This window comes from Lacipirellula parvula (genome assembly GCF_009177095.1).
Taxonomy (GTDB): Bacteria; Planctomycetota; Planctomycetia; order Pirellulales; family Lacipirellulaceae; genus Lacipirellula; species Lacipirellula parvula.
This window is the reverse complement of sequence record NZ_AP021861.1, coordinates 672,919-691,083: the sequence shown is the minus strand read 5'-3', so window position 1 is coordinate 691,083 and position 18,165 is coordinate 672,919. Positions and strand designations below refer to the sequence as shown.

Sequence of the window (18,165 nt, the reverse complement as noted above, 5' to 3'; positions counted from 1 at the left end):
TCGCGACGAGTATCGAACTCCCAGCCTGAACAGGTCCGTAAATTTGAACAATCAACGCGGCGTTCGCCCAACAAGTCATCGCGCCGGCGGAAGTATCCGCCAACGCCGTGGGCTGCGGGCAAATCCGGCCCCAGCCTGTTCTACTTGGAAGTTGTGTCATCTTGATGAAGACGAAGCAACCTTTTTACGAGCTGCCGCGAGAATAGCCCGCCTCAACGCACGCCTGCCGCTCGGCGCGCATCATCGCGACGAATCGGCCCTCCAGTTGCAGCAAAGGGTATGCCCGCGTGACCGTTTAGGGTCCTGCATGAGCTCTCGTCGCCGTTCGCCCCACTCCGTCGAATGGGCTGGCAAACCGTAACGTGTTGGCGGAAAAGGGCTTAACGGAAGCCCCTCCAGCCACGCGGTTTGTTAACTATTCGCTGGTAGAATCGACGGCTGGTCGCTTCACCACGCAGATTGACCCTCGCGTGCCTGTTCTCCCAGCAAACGCCGCAACGCATCAAGGCACGAACTCAACCGCAGGCTCCCATGGACCGCCCCGCCATCTTTCCGTCAAGAGACCGCTGCTACGCCCTGCCGATGCTGCTGGCAGCGTGCTTGGTCTTCAGCACCCCCTGCGCTGCGAACGCTGCTCCATCCCTCCGCATCGCCACGTTCAACCTCTCGCTGTACGGCCAAACTGGCGGGGAAATTCTGGCCAGATTGCAGTCCAAAACTGATCCTCAGGCCCAGCATCTCGCGGAAATCATTCAACGAGTTCGGCCCGACGTTATCCTCCTCAACGAAATCGACCACGATCCGGACGGCGCCGTTCTCAAAGCCTTTTGCGACAATTACCTCACCGTCCCGCAGCACGCGTCGCAGTCACCCGCTGGGCCCGCCGAAGCAATCCAATACCCTTATCGCTACACCGCTGCCGTAAACACCGGCCGACATTCCGGTTTCGACCTCGGCCGCAACGGCACGATCGACGCCACGCCGGGGAGCGATGCCTACGGGGCCGACGCCTGGGGCTACGGCCGATACGCAGGGCAGTACGCCATGGCGATTCTCTCTCGCTATCCAATCGACGAGGCGAAGATTCGCACGTTCCAGAACTTCCACTGGCGCGACATGCCCGACGCCCAGCTACCCGATGATCCGGCGACGCCAGAACCGCACGACTGGTACTCTGCTGCGGCGCTGGAACAGTTTCCGCTCTCCTCGAAGAGCCACTGGGACGTGCCGATCGTCGTCAACGGTCGCACGATTCACCTGCTCGCATCACACCCGACGCCGCCGACGTTCGATGGCCCCGAAGATCGCAACGGCAAGCGAAATCACGACGAAATTCGCTTCTGGGTCGACTACATAGGACCGGCGGAGCAGGGCGCCTACATCGTGGACGACCACGGCGCGAAAGGCGGCCTCGCTGCTCCCCAAAGCGAGCAGGCGCGTCCCGCCCCCGGCGCCTCGTTCGTCATTCTCGGCGACCTCAACGGCGACCCGCTCGACGGCGACGGCCCCGCTGGTATTGCCGCGCTGTTGGCAGCCCCGCAGCTATTGAAATATTCGCCCCCCGCCTCACTCGGCGCCGTCGAGCAGGCCAAACTTCAAGGAGGCACCAACGCCCGCCACCGGGGCGACCCGGCCCACGACACCTGCGACCCCGCCGACGATCCCGGCCCCGGCAATCTCCACATCGACTACGCCCTACCGTCGGCAGACCTCAAAGTCACCGCATCCGGAGTCTTTTGGCCGACGGCAGACGACCCGCTCTTTCCACTGGTGGGAACCCACCCGTTCCCGAGTTCCGACCACCGCCTAGTCTGGGTCGACCTTGAGTTGTAGCCGCCAAATGTTGCAGCTTGCTAACAAGAAAACGTTTTGCGATCTCCGCACGTTCCCTTAACATAGACCGGTTACGATGCAGGGCGGTCCCAGGCAGCCGCTCGACGAAATCGGATAAAACTTCGTGCATCGTCAGGGCGGCTTTGACACTCAAAGGACAAGGCCATGCAATCGCGTCGCTTACGCGGATTCACGCTCGTTGAACTCTTGGTGGTGATTGCCATCATCGGAGTGCTAGTTGCACTGTTGCTCCCTGCGGTTCAAGCCGCGCGCGAAGCGGCGCGACGCACTCAGTGCGTTAACAACGTGAAACAGATGGCGCTCGGGGCAGCAAATTACGAGTCTGCGAAGGGCTATTTCCCTCAGGGCAGAAACAACCCTGATTACGAAACGAAGAGCGGCGGCGCATGGGTTCCGGCGGCCTCATCGGGCTCCAGCTACCCGCCTTGGAGTGGCAGTACAACTACTCGGTATCAAAACTTCTCGGTTCACGTACGCATTCTTCCGTACATGGAAGCGACCAACGTCTACAACCTAATCGACTTCAGCAAAGGCCAGTCGAAGCAAATGACGAATGGCACAACGCCGATCAATCCCCACTACCAAGCATACGCGACAGCGCAGGGACTGTTCATTTGCCCTAGCTGTCCTAATACAGGCGTCGTGATTTCAGAGAACAACTACCGCTGCAATTTCGGAGGATCGACTCCGTTTGCCGGAGTTCAAGCGGGAACTCGTGACTCGACAATACAGAATCCCGAAGGATTTGAATCAGGAGGCAACGGCGCCTTCTCATTCGGCGCAAAAGGATTAGGGGCGAAGGACTTCACTGACGGCCTCTCTAAGACTGCGTTTTTCTCTGAGAGAACTAAAGGCAGCGGAATTGATGTTGGCTCGACCCCGCCAACAAAGTTTGATGTTGTGGGGATGGGAAGCGGCAACAATGTTTCTGGAATTCGCGTCGAGTCCCTCTTTACGCAATGCCTCAATTACAAGCCAGTCGCCGACGGCCGAAACCTCGGAGGAGCCGGCCGATGGCTCCCCGGCGACAATTGGTCCAATGGCTGGCCTTTCGCCGGTTATGATTGCTCGCAATACAATCATGTGGCGCCGCCAAATTGGCAAGGACAGGATTGTGGAAGCAATAGCGGCATTCCCGATACGCCGGAAGAGCATGCCATTATTTCCGCTCGCGGCGAGCACAACGGCAGCGTTGTGGTCGCTTTCGGCGACGGGCATACGGCGATCGTGAGCGACGGCATCGACTTGGCAGTGTGGCGCGCAGTCGGAACTCGCAATGGCGCCGAAACAATTGACAACGAATTGTAATGGCCGATGAAGCTGAAAGCACTTTTGCTCGGCCCTACGATGCTATTCGCAGGTATGGCGATAGGCGTTAACGGCTGCAGTTCGCCTGCAGATAAGCTTGAAGACGTGCGCCGTTCTGCTCAGGAGCAGTATGATAGCGCCGCAACCGATTTTGCTGCGCGGAACTACTCTGCAGCAGGACAGAAGTTCAACGCCGCATTGACAATCGGCGGACTTAACCCTGATCTTTACTGCGATGCAACCGTCAAGCGAGCAGTCTGCTGGGTGGCAACCGGCAAGACGACCGAAGCGATAGGCGAACTCGATCGGCTGGAGCCAGGCGCTCCCAATCTTGATCAAATCTACGCCGCGCGAAGTTATGCTCTCGCTAAACAAGGAAAGGCCGCCGAATCGCGCGCCGCCCTGGCCAAGGCCCGCCAGTTCAATCGCACCGTGCAAGAGTTCAAAGACTGACGTCCGAGAACCGTGTCGCCGATCGACTCTGCGGCAATCCGCGTCGCGAAAAATCGTTTGGCGAATTTCGCCACCTCCCTTAGGATGGGTGGCGACTACGCCGGGTCGGCGCCGCGGCAGCGACGGCCTGCGTGACGCCCTTCTTTCGAAATCAATTCAAGACGCCTCCGCGCTGGTCGCGCGGAATAGACCCACGCGAGTAAGTATGAGCCACAAGCGAGCCGCGCACGGATTCACCCTGGTCGAGTTGCTGGTCGTCATCGCAATCATCGGCGTCCTTGTGGCGTTGCTACTTCCAGCCGTTCAGGCCGCGCGTGAAGCGGCGCGTCGCACACAGTGCGTTAACAACGTCAAACAAATGGCGCTCGGCGCCGCCAACTACGAGTCGGCCAAAAAGGCATTCCCGCCAGGGCGGCTGTCGCCTGACTGGGCTGTCAATGGCGCAGCCCAGGGCTCTTACACGAACTACAATTCCGTCCAGCAGAACGCCAGCACGAAAACTGGATTTTACTCCGTACATATCTGGCTTTTGCCCTATATGGAGCAGGCAAATATATACAACATGATCAACTTTAAAGTCGGCCAAGTCCTACAAATGACGACCGGCGGAGGAACGACGCCGTTTAACGTCAACTATAACGCCTACGCCACAGCAGCAGGCCTCTTTATCTGCCCAAGCGACCCGTTCACAGGCAGAGTGATTTCAGAAAACAATTACCGTGCTAATTTCGGCGGTTCTACTCCATTCGGAGGAGCGCTCTCAAATTCTGCCCAGAGCAACTACACGGCGACCACTGCGGATGGCGTTCCAGCTAGCGGTAACGGGGCCTTCAGCATCGGAACCGAAGGGCTTCGAGCTAGCGAGTACACGGACGGCCTATCCAACACCGTATTCTTTTCAGAACGCACCAAAGGCACGGGAGGCGCCGCCGCTAGCGCTTCGCCAGCAAAATCGGACATGGTTACCTCGCCGCAGCGCGAAGCCGGATTTCCTACTTCAAGCACGCTCGCCGCGTTTCGCGATAAGCACTTCACAGCCTGCCAGACCTACGCTCCCGTGGCTGATAGCTTCAATTTCCTAACCCCGGGGCGATGGGCTGACGGCGAAGACTTCTCAAACGGTTGGCCATTCGCTGGTTATGCAAATACCCAATACAATCACGTCGCTCCGCCCAACTGGGCGGGGCAGGACTGTGGCCTCTACAGCGCAATCTCTGACACTCCGGGCGAGCATGCGATTATTGCCCCTCGAAGCGAGCACCCCGGAAGCGTTGTAGTCGCTTTTGGCGACGGCCACACCGCGATTATGACCGACTCAGTCGACTTAGTGGTCTGGCGCGCAATCGGTACTCGGAATGGAGAAGAGTCCATCGACGCACAGTTCTAAGGCGGCTACGGGTAGGTGATGTTGCAAGAAAGCTCTGCATTCCGACTGGCGGTAACGTGCCATTTGGCAATTCTATATTCAGCACTCGGGTGCAATCGTGTTCCTGTTCAAAGCGGGAACTCCCGGCAGCTCGCAATTCAAGCCTTTGAAGGCGCTGAAACCGCTTTTGCAGCGGGTAATTTCGCGGAAGCTTCCAAGCTTTTTTCGACCGCCATTGAGCATGGACTGAGTTCCGACAGTTATGGTGCCGCAACAGTTAAGCGGACTGTTTGCTGGGGTGCGGAAGGAAAGCACCAAGAAGCGCTCAATGAATTGACGCGATTGGAGGCAAACGCTCCAAACCTAGATCAGGTTTACGCAGCCCGCGCTTATGTTCTCGCGAAGCAGGGCAAAGCCGCCGAATCGCGGGCTGCACTCGCCAAGGCCCGGCAGTACAATCGCACCGTGCAAGAGTTCAAGGACTAACGGGCGGTTTCATCGCCCGATTTCCTCAGCCCTTGCAGCGCCGCGTGGCTCTTATTCCCGTATTGCCTGGGGAGATCACGGCGCCGTTTGCCTCGTACTAGATCGACGCCTGCCGTGCCCCACTTCACTGACCAACTCGCCGCCGCCGTTCGGCGCACCGGAAACGCCGTTTGCGTGGGCCTCGACCCTCGCTGGGAACAACTTCCCTGGCCGATTACCACCGGCCGCGAGAACGAGCCGAACGGACATGCCGACGCCTACCTCGACTTCTGCTGCGGGGTGATCGACGTCGTCGCGCCGCTCGTGCCGGTCGTGAAGCCGCAGATGGCGTTTTTTGAGGAGCTCGGCCCCAGCGGGATGACGGCCCTGGCCGAGGTGATTCGCTACGCCCAGGAGCGCGGGCTGCTGGTGATCCTCGACGGCAAGCGGAACGACATTGGCTCGACCGCCGAAGCCTACGCCCGCGGGCTGCTCGGCCGCGGCGTGAGTCCGTGGGGCGCCGACTGCCTGACGGTAAGCCCCTACCTCGGCGAAGATAGCCTCACGCCGTTCGTCGAAGTCGCCCGCGATCGCGGCGCCGGTCTCTTCGTCCTGGTAAAAACCTCCAATCCGGGCGGCGGCCTGCTGCAAGATCTCGTTGCGAACGAGCAAACAGTCTATCGCCACGTCGCGTCGCTGGTCGAAAAACTCTCCGCCGAGACCGCAGGCGAATCAGGCTACGGCCTCGCCGGCGCCGTCGTCGGCGCCACCTACCCCGAGCAACTCGCCGAGCTCCGCGCCGCGATGCCTCACACCTGGTTTTTGGTCCCTGGCTTCGGCAGCCAGGGGGGTGCAGCCAAAGACGTCGCCCCGGCGTTCGACTCGGGCGGCCTCGGCGCGGTGATCAACAACAGCCGCGGGATTATCTTCGCTCACGCGCGAAAAGAATACGCCGAGCAATTCGGCGATCAGCATTGGCAGCGAGCGGTGGAAGCGGCGACGAAGCTGATGATCGAGCAGCTAAGTTAATACCGAATGACGAATGTTTTGATTCATTCGTCATTCGTGCTTCTGTCATTCGTCATTTACTTCTACTTCTACTTCTTCTGCCCCGTTTCCTCGCCCGTTTCCAGCACCGCGAGGAACGCCTTCTGCGGGATGTCGACCTGGCCGATCGACTTCATCCGCTTCTTGCCTTCCTTCTGCTTTTCCCACAGCTTGCGTTTGCGGCTGATGTCGCCGCCGTAGCACTTGGCGGTAACGTTCTTCCGCATTGCGGAGATGTTCTCGCGGGCGACGATCCGTGTGCCGATAGCCGCTTGCAGCGATACTTCGAACATGTGCCGCGGAATTTCTTCCTTGAGCTTCTTGATGATCGCCCGGCCGCGGGAATCCGCGTCGCCGCGGTTGCAGACGATGCTGAGCGCGTCGATCCGCTCGCCCTTCACGAGGATGTCCATGCGGCAGAGGTCGTCGGCGCGGTAGCCGAGGATTTCGTAATCCATCGTGCCGTAGCCGCGGGTGGTGCTCTTCAGCTTGTCGTGCATGTCGTAGATCACGTCCGCGAGCGCGAGATCGTAGACGAGCATCGCCCGCGTCGGCGAAAGGTATTCGGTCCGCACGTAAATGCCGCGACGATCGGCGCAGATTTTCATGATGCCGCCGATATACTCGGTCGGCAGAATGAAGTTCACGCGCACGATCGGCTGGCGGAACTCTTCAATGTCGCCGTGCTCAGGCACGCGTTGCGGCGTGTGGACTTCAAGCGTCTCGCCTGCCTTGGTGAGGATCTCGTAGGTGACGTTCGGCGCCGTCTGCACGAGGTCGATGTCGGCTTCCTCTTCAAGCCGTTGCTGCACGATTTCCATATGCAGTAGGCCGAGAAAGCCGCAGCGGAAGCCGAAGCCGAGCGCGTCACTCGTTTCCGGTTCGAAGTCGAAGCTGGGATCGTTGATCTGCAGCTTTTCGAGCGCTTCGCGGAGTTGCTTGAAGTCCTGGCCATCGGACGGATAGAGGCCGCAAAAGACCATCCGCTTCGGCTCTTCGTAGCCGGGGAGGGCTTCCGCCGGGTGATCGCCGGGAACCGTCACGGTGTCGCCGATTTGCACGTTGCCGAGCGACTTGATGTTGCAGACCAGGTAGCCCACCTGGCCGGCGCTCAGTTGGTTGGCGGCCTTGCGCTGCGGCGCGAAGTGGCCCAGTTCGACGACTTCGTGAGTGGTTCCCTGCTGAATGAACTTGATCTTTTGGCCCTTCTTCACCGTGCCGTTCATGACGCGAACGTAGGTGATGGCGCCGCGGAATTCGTCGTAGTGGGCGTCGAAGACCATCGCCTGAAGCGTCGCCTTCGGATCGCCCGTCGGCGCCGGGACGCGATCGATTACTGCCTTGATGACGTCCTCGCAGCCAAGCCCCGTCTTGCCGCTGCAGCCGAGCACTTCGTCGGCGTCGAGGCCGAGCGTCTGCACCATTTCCTCGCGGACCTGATCGGGCCGCGCGTGGTTCAGGTCGATCTTGTTCATCGCCGGGACGATGGTGAGATCATGCTCCATCGCCGCGAAGGCGTTGGCGACCGTCTGGGCTTCGACCCCTTGGAAGGCATCGACGAGCAGCACCGCGCCCTCGCAGCAGGCAAGCGACCGCGAGACTTCGTAGTGGAAGTCGACGTGGCCTGGCGTGTCGATCAGGTTCAGCTCGTACTTCTGGCCGTTGTACGTGTAGTGCATCGTGACGGCGCGGGCCTTGATCGTGATGCCGCGCTGCCGCTCGATCGCCATGTCGTCGAGCATCTGCTCCTTCGACTCACGCTTGCTCACCGCGCCGGTGATCTCCATTAACCGATCGGCAAGCGTACTCTTGCCGTGGTCGATGTGAGCGACGATCGAGAAATTGCGAATGAACTTTGGATCAATCATATAACGTCGATATAGTAGCCGCGGCTCAACGAGCCGCCGGAGCGATTACGATTTAATGACGAAACCAGAATGACGAATGACGAATGGGAGACGAAGGCAACTCGGCGCGATGAGCGCTTCATTCGTCATTCGGATTTCGTCATTCGTCATTTTCCTTCCTACCTCGCCGTTGCTGCTAGCAGGTACTCCCGCCCAGCCCAGCCCGCCGCGCCGATGTACCCGGCGTCGCCGCCGAGGTGGGCGAAGTCGATGTGAATATTACCGCGCAGGCTGTGGATCATCCGCGAAGTCGCCTCTTCGCGAAGACGCGACATGAACCGTTCGCCCAGCGGATTGCCGTCGCCGCCGAAGGTCATCGCCCCGCCAATGACGACGCTTTCCGGATCGATCGAGTGGACAGCCGTGACGAGACCAATCGCCATGTAGCGGGCCGTCTCCATGATCAGGTCGAGGCAGAGCTGGTCGCCGCGCTCGCCTTCCTCGGCAATCATCTTCGGCGTGAGCTCTTCGCCGCGTTCAATGCGGGCCCGCAACGCACTCGGCGTGCCGTGCGACAGGGCTTCCTCCGCCCGGCGGATGAACGCGTATGCCCCGCAGTAGCCTTCGAGCGTGCCGCGGATGCCGAGCGAGTTGATCGGCGCCTCGGGGTGGCAGTCGATGATGATGTGGCCCAGTTCGCCGCCGCAGCTGTGGACGCCTTCAACCAGCATTTCTTCGACGATGATGCCGCCGCCGATGCCGGTGCCCATCGTGAACAGTACCATGCTGCGATACTCGCGCCCGGCGCCGGCCCAGTACTCGCCGTAGGCGGCGGCGTTGGCGTCGTTCACGTAGGTAACCGGATAACCGCAGGCGCGGCTCACCAGATCGCGGATCGGCGAGTTGTGCCAATGGGGCAAGTTGCCAGGGCCCAGCAGCATGCCGGCCTTGAGGTCCATCGGCCCAGGCGTGGCGAGCCCGACCCGCGCGACGTCGCCTTGATGCAGGCCTGACTCGTCCACCAACGACCGGACGGCGGCGCCGATGCGATCGGCCGCGTCGGCCGGACCGCGCTCTTCGTGAGTCGGGATCGACCGATAAGCGACCGGCCGGCCGCCATCGTCGACGATCCCAATCTTGATGTTCGTGCCGCCGACGTCGACGCCAACCAGCAGAGGCCGCCGAGCAGCCGCCGCGGTGAGAAATTGAGAGGTGTCAGCCATCGCAAGCCCGGGAGAGGAAATCGCCGCAACTACTGTCAATCAAGGGAATTCGAGCAAGCCAGCCAGTATACGGGGGGGGTGGCAGACCCGCAATTCGAGCGTGGAGCCGCGGGTCAACGACCCGCCGGAGCGGTGACCGGCGGCTGCTTCGCCGCACCTTTGGCTTGACTGCTCCGTACAATTCCCCAGTTAAACATTCGTACACCCGCCTTTGGACCCCCGCCATGCCCCGCCCCATCTCCCCCAATTGGCAATTCGCCGCCGGCGATTCGCCCTCTGCCGACCGTCCGCAGCCGGCTCGTCCCGAAGGGGACGCCGCCGCTGCTAGCGATCTCGACCTGCTCGACGCCTACTCTCGCGCCGTGATTGGCGTCGTCGAGGGCCTCGGCCCGACCGTGCTTTGCATCGAAGGCCCGCGCGGCGATACCCGCGGCGGCAGCGGCTCGGGCGTGCTGCTGACTCCCGACGGCTACGCCCTCACGAACAGCCACGTCGCGAACGGGCGGAGCAAACTTACCGCCGTGACCGAAGAAGGGGACCGCCTCGACGCCGAACTGGTTGGCGACGATCCGCTCACCGACTTAGCGCTGGTGCGACTCGCCGCTCGCGATCTGCCGTTCGCGGAACTCGGCGACAGCGACGGCTTGCGCGTCGGCCAACTCGTGATCGCGATGGGCAATCCGCTCGGCTTTCGCTCGACCGTTTCGACCGGCGTCGTCAGTGCCACAGGCCGGGCGATGCGCGGCGTCGGTGGACGGCTGATTGAGAACGTGATTCAGCACACCGCGCCATTGAACCCTGGCAACTCGGGCGGTCCGCTCGTTGATACCCGCGGCCGCGTCGTTGGCGTCAACACGGCGATCATCGCGATGGCCCAAGGGCTCGGGTTCTCGGTGCCGTCGAATACTGCGCACTGGGTGGTCGGCGAATTGCTCGCTCATGGCGAGGTCCGCCGGCGCTGGCTTGGCATCGCGGGGACGACGGTTGGCTTGCCGCGAAGTCTGGTCCGCGAACTCGATCTACTGGCCGATGAAGCGATCGAAGTGCTCAGCGTTGATCCCAACGGCCCCGCCGCCCGCGCGGGGTTGCAAGCGGGCGATCTGATCGTCGCCGCCGCGGGACGCGTGACGATGACTGTCGACGACCTCACGCGGATCGTGTCGCTCGCCCCGGCAGGCGAGCCGTTAGAGCTGTCGGTCATCCGCGACGAACAGCTGCGAGAACTGGCGATCGCATCGTGACTGTAGCCGCGGCTCAACGAGCCGCCGGAGCAGTGGTAAAGAAATGTCGAATGCTGAATGGGGAATGGGGAAAAGAGTCGCTGTAAGCCGCGAGTTTCCTCACCATTCAGCATTCGTCTCCCGCTCCGGCCGGTCGTTGACCAGCGGCTACATGGGCGCGGCTACTTGCTGGCGGCGGGGCCGTCTTCGTCGGCGCCAAAGCAGAAGAGGTGATCATCGCCGCGGATGAGCAAGCGATCTCGCACCGGCACCGGGGTCGCCACGACGCGCTCGCCGAGTTCATTTCCTTTCTTGTCGGTCAGCAGCTTGAAGCCATCGCTCACGTCGACGACGAACGCCGTCCCATCCTCCCGCACGCAGTAGAGAATCTCGCCGGCCAGCACCGGCGAGGCGAAATACTTGTCGCCTCCCTTGGGCAGCGCGCCAGACCACAATTCCTCACCCGTGTTGACGTCGCGGCACTCCAGCCTGCCTTTGTCCGAAAGTGTGTAGACTTTTTCGTTGGCAATGATCGGCGTCGGCACGTCGGGGCCTTCGACTTCTTCTTCCCACAAGCGGTTCGATTCGGTAACGTCGCCTGAACCGTCGAGCTTGACGCCCGCCAGGAACTTGCCGCGGCCAAACGGCACGACGGCGACCTTGTCGTTCATCGCGTGGGAGGCGATCACGCGCCACATCCCTTCGTCCTTCGGGTTGAAACCTGCGCTCTCCCAAATCAGTTCGCCCGTCTTCGCGTCGTGGCCAGTGAGATGGTCGGCGCCCCATGTGACGATCACTTCGCGGCCGCCGATGTTCGCCACCTGCGGCGTCGTGTACGCCTGATCCGACTCCTCAGGCCGTTCATACTGCCGCTTCACCTTCCAAACTTCCTCGCCGTTCTTCGGATCGAACGCGACGAGATATGAGTCGCCCGCTTGAATGACCGCGATGACGATGTTCCCCGCCGCAAAGATCGGCGACGTGCCGAGGTCCCACCACAGCGTGTCTTCGCCATAGCGTTCCTGCAGGTTGAACTGCCACTTCTCGTTGCCCGCAAGATCGTGGCAAGCGACGCGGCCACCCTTGAAGTAGGTGACGACGATCTTACCGTCGGTGAGGGGCGAGGAATTGGCGCCGCTCCCCTTCGGATGCTTGCCCTCGTCGCCAGGGCCGAGCGTCTTCGACCAACGCTCCTTGCCGTCGAAGCCGTAGCACAGCAGAACGTCCTGCCCGCCGTCGCTCGTGGTGAGGAAGATCGCGTCGTCCCATACTACAGGCGAGGAGCTGCCCACGCCCGGCACGTCGATTTTCCATACGACGCCATCGTCACCGGAAAACTCGACAGGGTAGTTGCCTTTGTCGGCAACCCCCGCGGCATTCGGCCCGCGCCACTGCGGCCAGTTGTCACCAGCGACGACTGAGGACTGCCAACCAAGGGCAACGAGCGTGACGAGTGCGAATCGCATCAGAGACTCCGGGCACGAAAGCCGAGGGAGAACGCTGTGGAGAACAGCCACCCATTCTATCGCCGCGGCGGCGGCCCGTCACGCAATACACCGGCTGGGACCAGGGGCAGAGTGGTAACCAGCGCTCCATCCCGCCAACGCCATTTAGCCGCGGGCGACAGACCGCGAACCCGCCGCGAGCGGCGGGGCTAAACGGGCGTTACGCATCGGCAGACATTGAGCGTAATTCACTTGAGGAAACGTCCTCGCGAAACTCGCCGGCAGAAACTTCATCGCAAATCGCGGTGAGCGCCGGCGGCAGTTCTAGGTCGCTGAGCACCGTGAACTTACCCTCAATCATCCGGCCAAACGCCAGGAACCGGCAGCCATGCGCGGCGATCTCCGCGATCGCCGCGTCGCGGCGGACTTCGTCGCCGTCGTAGTAGCGCGGCTCCGCGATCCGCGCGAGCGTGTCGATGCCGACGACAAACGTCGCTCGCGGAAACAACTCCGACTTCTCTCGGAACGTGGGGGCGCGCGTCAACGCGACCAGCCGTTTGTCGTCGCTCGCCCGAATCGCGGTGATGCGTTCCTTCATCGACATGAAATCGAGCGGCAACTTGTCGACGTTCGTGATCGAAAGCTCCCAAGCAGCCGGCGCTTTCACGCGCTGCTCGGCAATTTCCATCATCCGCAGATGCCCGGCGTGCGGAGGATTGAATGCCCCCGGAAAGACGATGCCCACCGCGGGACTCTCCGACTCCGGGAAGTAGTTGAACGACGATTCCGCCTTCAATACGGCGAGCCGCCGCTTCCCCATCAACAGTTCTTGCTGTGGCAATTCGCCGCGGCCGCCGCTTACCTGCAGAAGTTCGTCTTGGCGGCTCGTCGGCAGCGATTGGTAGAGCTTGGCGTCTTTGACGCCGCAGGCTCCGGCGATAATCCACAACAGGAAACTCGTTGACGCGCGTTCGTCGTCGGCGCGATTCGGCGCAATGTCCGCCAGGCAGTAAGACTCGACCCACGTCTGCTCCGCGCTTTGCCAAGCGACGTGAATCCGCCGGCCACCCAACTTCGGCCGATCGGTCGCAAGACTCGCCGTCGCCCCGACTCCCAGCAGCAAACGCTGATCGGCCGTGGGAGCGAGTTCGCGCGCCCGCATGAACGACGCCATCGCCATCGCTCGCGCGGTGGCCGCGCTGCAGGCTTGCTCGGGCATGGCGCCGATCCAGTCGACGAGCGCCGCATGGGCATACGGAACCACCGCCTCAAGCATTGTGCGCGACGCTCCCGGCGTTTGGAGCAAGGCGCTCACGGCGCCCGTGCCGCCGCCGGTCACGGCGAGCACCATTTGCCGGCCGCTCGCATGAATTTGCGCGGCAACGGCAGGCCAAGCTACCGCGGAATCGTCGGGAACAGTTGCCACGATTGAGATCCAATCAGCAACGAAGGGTAGGGGAGGGGCCAAAGAGTGCGTTCAGCATGAACGCTACGGCCGGAAGGCTCAAGATGCGGGCAGTGCGATCTGCGGGTTGGGGCAGCGTCGCGACCTGGGACATGGCCGGGGGCGAGGACGCCCCGGCTCGCTCAGAGTTCCTTCCTGAACCCTGAACCCCGACGGCTGAACCCTCTGCTGGCCCCGCGGGCAAAGACGCCTGAGGGGCGCCGCGCTGTTTCCAGCGCTACGACCCCTCAGACGCCTGCCACGCTAGGCGCCACCCCCCCGAGTTGTCGCCAACGGCCGCGCAGGCGTGCGCAACCACTGGCGACTGGCGTTGAACCCACCAAAACGGAACCGTACCGGTTCCGACCTGCCTGCAACGAACATTGTGCACCCACGGGCCGAGCGATGACGGCTGGCGCGCGGAGCGAACTCCGCGGCTTAAGGGGCGTGAATTGAATGCTGCGAGAAGCGTGCCGCACGATTGCGACGTTACGGCTTCTGCGCCGCCTGCGGTTCGCTCATTTCCTGAGCCCGCGCCTCGGACAAGGCCGCCGCCTCGTTCGCGAGTTTGAACTCAGGACCAGGAGCGTAGTACTGCACGTCATCAGTCAGATGGTAGGGGCTGGGGAGCGTTTGCCCCGCCACGTCGATCTGACACCCGGTCGACATGCCGCACGCTAGCAGCAGCAAGCCGCCTGCCAGCATTTGAAACCGCCCCGAGCGATTGGAAGTCGAAATGTTCACGATGGGCTCCCAACAGGAGTCTGTTCTATCACGGTCGCCGCTTCCGGCGTGCCCCGTAGCTCGCGGCGCCAGCGTGGCGACGACAAACCTTACAACCGTTATCGGCGGCACGACCCGCAAACTTTCACTTCCGCCATAATTTTTGCTTCTTGGCCGTGACGCCCAGCCCTCAGGCCAACCATCGCTCGTCAATGACGGTTCCGAATCACCCGCAGCCAGCATGCTGATTCACCCGCTTGAATCCCTCTATTAAGCCCTAATTGCAAGCATTTCTACGGCGGATTGCTAGAATGAAAGCCAGTGCCAAGCGCTCCCCGCATTCGCCTTGGCGCCATTGCTGACGCCTCCGCTCCTTCGCCGACTTGATGGAAGCGGGCCGCCTCGGCCCCGGAACAGAGAAAACAATCATGCAAGCATCAGCTAGCGGGCTGAAGCTCGCGCCTTGGACAGTCCTGGCGGCGATAATGATCGCCGCCAGTTCCCGCACGGCGCAGGCTCAGCTTGGCGACACGATACCGTCGCGCGCGTACTACAACGGCATCGACGAGCTCTACCGCGGCAACCTGCGCGATGCGCAGCGCACCTTCACCCGATCGTTCACCGGAAGCGTGAAGACGCTCGGTCCGACGGGCACGATTCGTTGGATCGACGCGATCTGCTATCACGCGATGCTCGGCGAAACCCTCTATCACTGGGGGCAACCGCAGCTGGCTCTGCAGCAGTTCGACCAAGCCTGCACGCTCTTCCTGCAATACCCGCGGTGGATGATGCGGGTGCAATTCAATCCACAAATCAATGCCGATGCGTCGCTGACGCGGGTCGTCATTCCTTGGGGCGTTCCCCAGCGCCGGTTCGTCCCGGGCAAGTATCCGACAACGCTCCCGATCTCGCAGGGACAAGTCGATGCCAGTCAGCAGATCCAACAGGGCGGCGTCGTTCAGGCGCCTCAGTTGTGGCCCGTCGACGTCGTCGAGGTCGTTCGCTGCACGGCGCTCGCTCTGCGTCGCCGCAACGAGATCCTGGGACCGCTCGGACCGCATGACGCCATCTCGAAAAACGTGGCGGCCGCGCTCGCCCGCGGCGGGCATCCGCCCAACCATTGGTCGGGCGCTTGGACCGACGTTCTCTACGGCATCGCGCTGGTCGGCGTCGGCGATCGCGAGCAAGCGCAGCAGCGCCTCGAACGCGGCATGCTCGTGGCTGGCCAATTCGATCACCCGCTCACATGCGTGGCGCTCCTGGAACAAGGACGGCTGGCGCTCGATCAAGGCGACGCCGCGGCAGCGGCCGACTTCTTCACGGAAGCCAGTTACTCCGCGTACCTATTTCGCGACGTCGGCCTCGTCGACGACGCTCTGCGCAACAGAGAGCTCGCGCGCTTCGCGGCGGGCGTCGTCGATCCGAACCAACCGCTCGTCAACGCCGCCGCTTGGGCGCGGCGAGAACGCTACGACTTGATCTCGGCGCGGCTCAGTCTCTCGATGGCCGACGAACTGCTGACGGCCGGGGACGTCAAAAATGCGGCGGTCGCACTCACCGCCGGCGTGGCGCTGCTGCGCGACGCCCGCACCGGCATTCTTGGCAATTACGCTCAGTATCTCGACGCGCGCCTGCAGTTCGCCCAGGGTCGCGGCTCGGCCGATGCGGCCATGGCCACGGCGATCACCGGCCAGCAGAAGATCTCGCATCAGCTCTTTCAGATTGGTCTCGCGAACCGGATGTTCGACGACCAAACTCTCCCGATGCGTTCGGCGTCGTCGATCTACGAAGTCCTGCTCTCCGATCCACGGCCGATCGACGTCATGACGCGGCCGATCGAAACGATCGCTGCCGCGGCGACGGCGCAACCGCAGGCCTTCGACCGGTGGATTTTGGCAGCCATTGATCGCAAGAACATCGCCGCCGTTTTAGAGGTCACAGACTTCGCCAAGCGCCGCCGCTTCCACAGCAATCTCGCTTGGGGAGGCCGGCTCGCTGCGCTCCGCGACGTGGCGCTGGCTCCCGTCAATCGCCTGACTCCGCAACAGCACCAGCAGCAAACCGAGATATTTGCACGGTACCCAGCGCTGGCCGATGCGGCCGCCGAAGCGGCCCGCCTGCAGCAGCAGTTGAGCGCTGCCTGGACCCCCGGCGCCGACGAGGCCGCCATGAAGCGTCTGCCGCGCCTTTGGAGCGACTACGGCGACGCCGTCGCCCGCCGCGAAGATATTATCGCCAACGTGGGCTTGGCTCGCATGCCGGCTGACGTCTCCTTCCCGCCGACAATGGCTCCGATCGATTTCCAGTCGAATCTCCAACCCGGCAAGGCGCTACTCGTCTTCCACGATACGCCAGACGGTATGCTCGCCATCCTGCTCACGAACAAGGCGGTCACGAATTGGAACCTCGGCCCCTCGAGTCGACTCGGAGGTCAGGTATCGGAATTCCTCCGCGCGATCGGCAACGTCGACGCGAATCACGAGGTTCCCGTTGAAGAGCTCGCCTCCGACAAATGGCAGGCGAGCAGCGCCGAACTCTACAAAGCAATCTTCACCGGCGCCTCAATTGATCCGGCGGCGCTCAAAGAGTTGATCGTTATCCCCGACGGCGTTCTGTGGTATGTGCCATTTGAAGCGCTCATCGCGAAGGTCGACTCGCAACCGAAGCTGCTGTCGGAGATCGCGACGATTCGTTACGCCCCCACCGCGGCGCTGGCGTTCAGCTTCGACGGCTCGTGGCGGCGGATCCAGCGCACCGGTCTCGTCGCCGGCGCCATGATTCCGGGCGACGAACCTGAGCAAGAGAAAGAGGCGCTTGCCGCACTGCAGGAGGCGATTCCGGGCCCGATGCCGCTTACAACGCCAGCGCCCGCCGCCACGCCGCTGTTGGCGACGTTGCTCGATGCGCTCGTCGTGCTCGATGAAATCGACGCACTTGGCGCTGATCCGCTTTCTTGGTCGCCGCTGCCAATCGACCGCGTGGCGCAACAAGGTTTTCTCGATCAGTGGATGGCGATTCCCGGCGACGGACCGCAACGCATCCTGCTGCCAGGGATGCACACAGCCGCTGAGCGCGGCGGCAAAGCGTCGCGTCGGCGCCGCGGCGGCGACGACGCCGTGGCCCCCGGCGACGAGTTGTTCTTCGCGAGTTGCGGACTGATGTCGGCCGGAGCCGATACGCTGCTGCTCAGCCGCTGGCGCGTCGGCGGGCAAACGACGCTCGATTTAGTGCGCGAGTTTATCCAAGATCTACCCCACAACGCCGCGGCGAGCGCCTGGCAACGGAGCGTGCAACTCATCCGTGAAACGCCCGTCGACCCCGCCGCGGAATTGCGAGTGAAGGAGGGTAAGGAACCAGTCGAGTTCACCGCCAAGCACCCCTTCTTCTGGGCGGGCTACTTGGTCGTCGACGCCGGCTGGCGACCGGTGGAGCAAGAAGATCCCGCGATCGATCCTGCCGCAGCGGCGGCAGCAGGGCAACCAGCCGCCGGCGCGCCTGCGGCCGGCGCGGCGCCCGCTCAGCCCAGCGCGCCGGCCCCGCCGTCGCCGACCGCTCCCGGCGCCGTCCCCGATCAGCCGATGAAAGAGGCCGATCCCACGGCGCCCCTCCCGGCTCCAGCTCCCGTCCCAATAAAGCCAACGCCGCTGCCGCCCAAGGAAGGGGAAGCTCCGACCCCGCCGCCAGCAACGCCGAAACCGGAAGGCAAACCGGGGCCAGGAAGTCTCCCGCCGCTGGAAGAGCCGAAGTAACTCTCAGCTGCGTGCTCGCTG

General features: G+C 62.7%; 13 protein-coding genes. 8 read left to right on the top strand and 5 right to left on the bottom strand.

The window, feature by feature from the left end:
- Window positions 1–531 precede the first annotated feature (531 nt).
- The 6 genes from PLANPX_RS02595 (at window position 532) to pyrF (ending at window position 6,475) form a co-directional block, all read left to right on the top strand.
- The gene (locus PLANPX_RS02595; RefSeq protein ID WP_152097214.1) at window positions 532–1,833 is read left to right on the top strand and encodes an endonuclease/exonuclease/phosphatase family protein; all 1,302 of its coding nucleotides are present in this window, start codon (window positions 532–534) and stop codon (window positions 1,831–1,833) included.
- Between the two features lie 165 nt (window positions 1,834–1,998).
- Window positions 1,999–3,162 carry a DUF1559 domain-containing protein gene (locus tag PLANPX_RS02590; protein ID WP_152097213.1) on the top strand — a complete coding sequence of 388 codons (1,164 nt, stop codon included), beginning with the start codon at window positions 1,999–2,001 and terminating at the stop codon, window positions 3,160–3,162.
- A 39-nt stretch (window positions 3,163–3,201) separates the two neighbouring features.
- Window positions 3,202–3,615, top strand: coding sequence for a hypothetical protein (locus tag PLANPX_RS02585; protein ID WP_152097212.1), 414 nt, complete (start codon window positions 3,202–3,204; stop codon window positions 3,613–3,615).
- Window positions 3,616–3,820: 205 nt separating this feature from the next.
- Window positions 3,821–5,002, top strand: a complete 1,182-nt coding sequence (locus tag PLANPX_RS02580) for a DUF1559 domain-containing protein (protein ID WP_152097211.1) — start codon at window positions 3,821–3,823, stop codon at window positions 5,000–5,002.
- A gap of 18 nt (window positions 5,003–5,020) precedes the next feature.
- Window positions 5,021–5,467 (top strand): tetratricopeptide repeat protein, encoded by a 447-nt coding sequence (locus tag PLANPX_RS02575; protein WP_152097210.1) that lies wholly within the window; start codon window positions 5,021–5,023, stop codon window positions 5,465–5,467.
- Between the two features lie 114 nt (window positions 5,468–5,581).
- Entirely contained in the window at window positions 5,582–6,475 is an 894-nt protein-coding gene (gene pyrF, locus PLANPX_RS02570) for an orotidine-5'-phosphate decarboxylase (RefSeq protein WP_152097209.1), read from the top strand.
- Window positions 6,476–6,543: 68 nt separating this feature from the next.
- Here pyrF and lepA read toward each other — a convergent pair whose 3' ends face one another.
- Entirely contained in the window at window positions 6,544–8,361 is a 1,818-nt protein-coding gene (lepA, locus tag PLANPX_RS02565) for a translation elongation factor 4 (RefSeq protein ID WP_152097208.1), read from the bottom strand.
- A 158-nt stretch (window positions 8,362–8,519) separates the two neighbouring features.
- Window positions 8,520–9,563, bottom strand: coding sequence for an ROK family protein (locus tag PLANPX_RS02560; RefSeq protein ID WP_152097207.1), 1,044 nt, complete (start codon window positions 9,561–9,563; stop codon window positions 8,520–8,522).
- 224 nt (window positions 9,564–9,787) lie between these two features.
- Here PLANPX_RS02560 and PLANPX_RS02555 point away from each other — a divergent pair, with 224 nt between their 5' ends.
- Window positions 9,788–10,804 (top strand): S1C family serine protease, encoded by a 1,017-nt coding sequence (locus tag PLANPX_RS02555; protein WP_152097206.1) that lies wholly within the window; start codon window positions 9,788–9,790, stop codon window positions 10,802–10,804.
- Between the two features lie 161 nt (window positions 10,805–10,965).
- On the opposite strand, the gene PLANPX_RS02550 is transcribed toward PLANPX_RS02555, so the two are convergent.
- From PLANPX_RS02550 to PLANPX_RS02540, 3 genes are all read right to left on the bottom strand, one after another.
- Window positions 10,966–12,249, bottom strand: a complete 1,284-nt coding sequence (locus PLANPX_RS02550; protein WP_152097205.1) for a PQQ-binding-like beta-propeller repeat protein — start codon at window positions 12,247–12,249, stop codon at window positions 10,966–10,968.
- Between the two features lie 199 nt (window positions 12,250–12,448).
- A complete protein-coding gene (locus PLANPX_RS02545; protein WP_152097204.1) occupies window positions 12,449–13,654 on the bottom strand; it encodes a hypothetical protein in 1,206 nt (401 codons plus the stop codon).
- Between the two features lie 507 nt (window positions 13,655–14,161).
- Window positions 14,162–14,416 carry a hypothetical protein gene (locus PLANPX_RS02540; RefSeq protein WP_232536283.1) on the bottom strand — a complete coding sequence of 85 codons (255 nt, stop codon included), beginning with the start codon at window positions 14,414–14,416 and terminating at the stop codon, window positions 14,162–14,164.
- A gap of 407 nt (window positions 14,417–14,823) precedes the next feature.
- On the opposite strand from PLANPX_RS02540, the gene PLANPX_RS02535 reads away from it, so the two are divergent.
- Window positions 14,824–18,144, top strand: coding sequence for a CHAT domain-containing protein (locus PLANPX_RS02535; RefSeq protein WP_172991816.1), 3,321 nt, complete (start codon window positions 14,824–14,826; stop codon window positions 18,142–18,144).
- The last annotated feature ends 21 nt before the right edge of the window (window positions 18,145–18,165 follow it).

Coding starts and splice junctions, on each gene's coding strand:
- PLANPX_RS02595 (WP_152097214.1), top strand. CDS start 532: ATGGACCGCCCCGCCATCTTTCCGTCAAGAGACCGCTGCTACGCCCTG.
- PLANPX_RS02590 (WP_152097213.1), top strand. CDS start 1,999: ATGCAATCGCGTCGCTTACGCGGATTCACGCTCGTTGAACTCTTGGTG.
- PLANPX_RS02585 (WP_152097212.1), top strand. CDS start 3,202: ATGCTATTCGCAGGTATGGCGATAGGCGTTAACGGCTGCAGTTCGCCT.
- PLANPX_RS02580 (WP_152097211.1), top strand. CDS start 3,821: ATGAGCCACAAGCGAGCCGCGCACGGATTCACCCTGGTCGAGTTGCTG.
- PLANPX_RS02575 (WP_152097210.1), top strand. CDS start 5,021: ATGTTGCAAGAAAGCTCTGCATTCCGACTGGCGGTAACGTGCCATTTG.
- lepA (WP_152097208.1), bottom strand. CDS start 8,361: ATGATTGATCCAAAGTTCATTCGCAATTTCTCGATCGTCGCTCACATC.
- PLANPX_RS02560 (WP_152097207.1), bottom strand. CDS start 9,563: ATGGCTGACACCTCTCAATTTCTCACCGCGGCGGCTGCTCGGCGGCCT.
- PLANPX_RS02555 (WP_152097206.1), top strand. CDS start 9,788: ATGCCCCGCCCCATCTCCCCCAATTGGCAATTCGCCGCCGGCGATTCG.
- PLANPX_RS02550 (WP_152097205.1), bottom strand. CDS start 12,249: ATGCGATTCGCACTCGTCACGCTCGTTGCCCTTGGTTGGCAGTCCTCA.
- PLANPX_RS02535 (WP_172991816.1), top strand. CDS start 14,824: ATGCAAGCATCAGCTAGCGGGCTGAAGCTCGCGCCTTGGACAGTCCTG.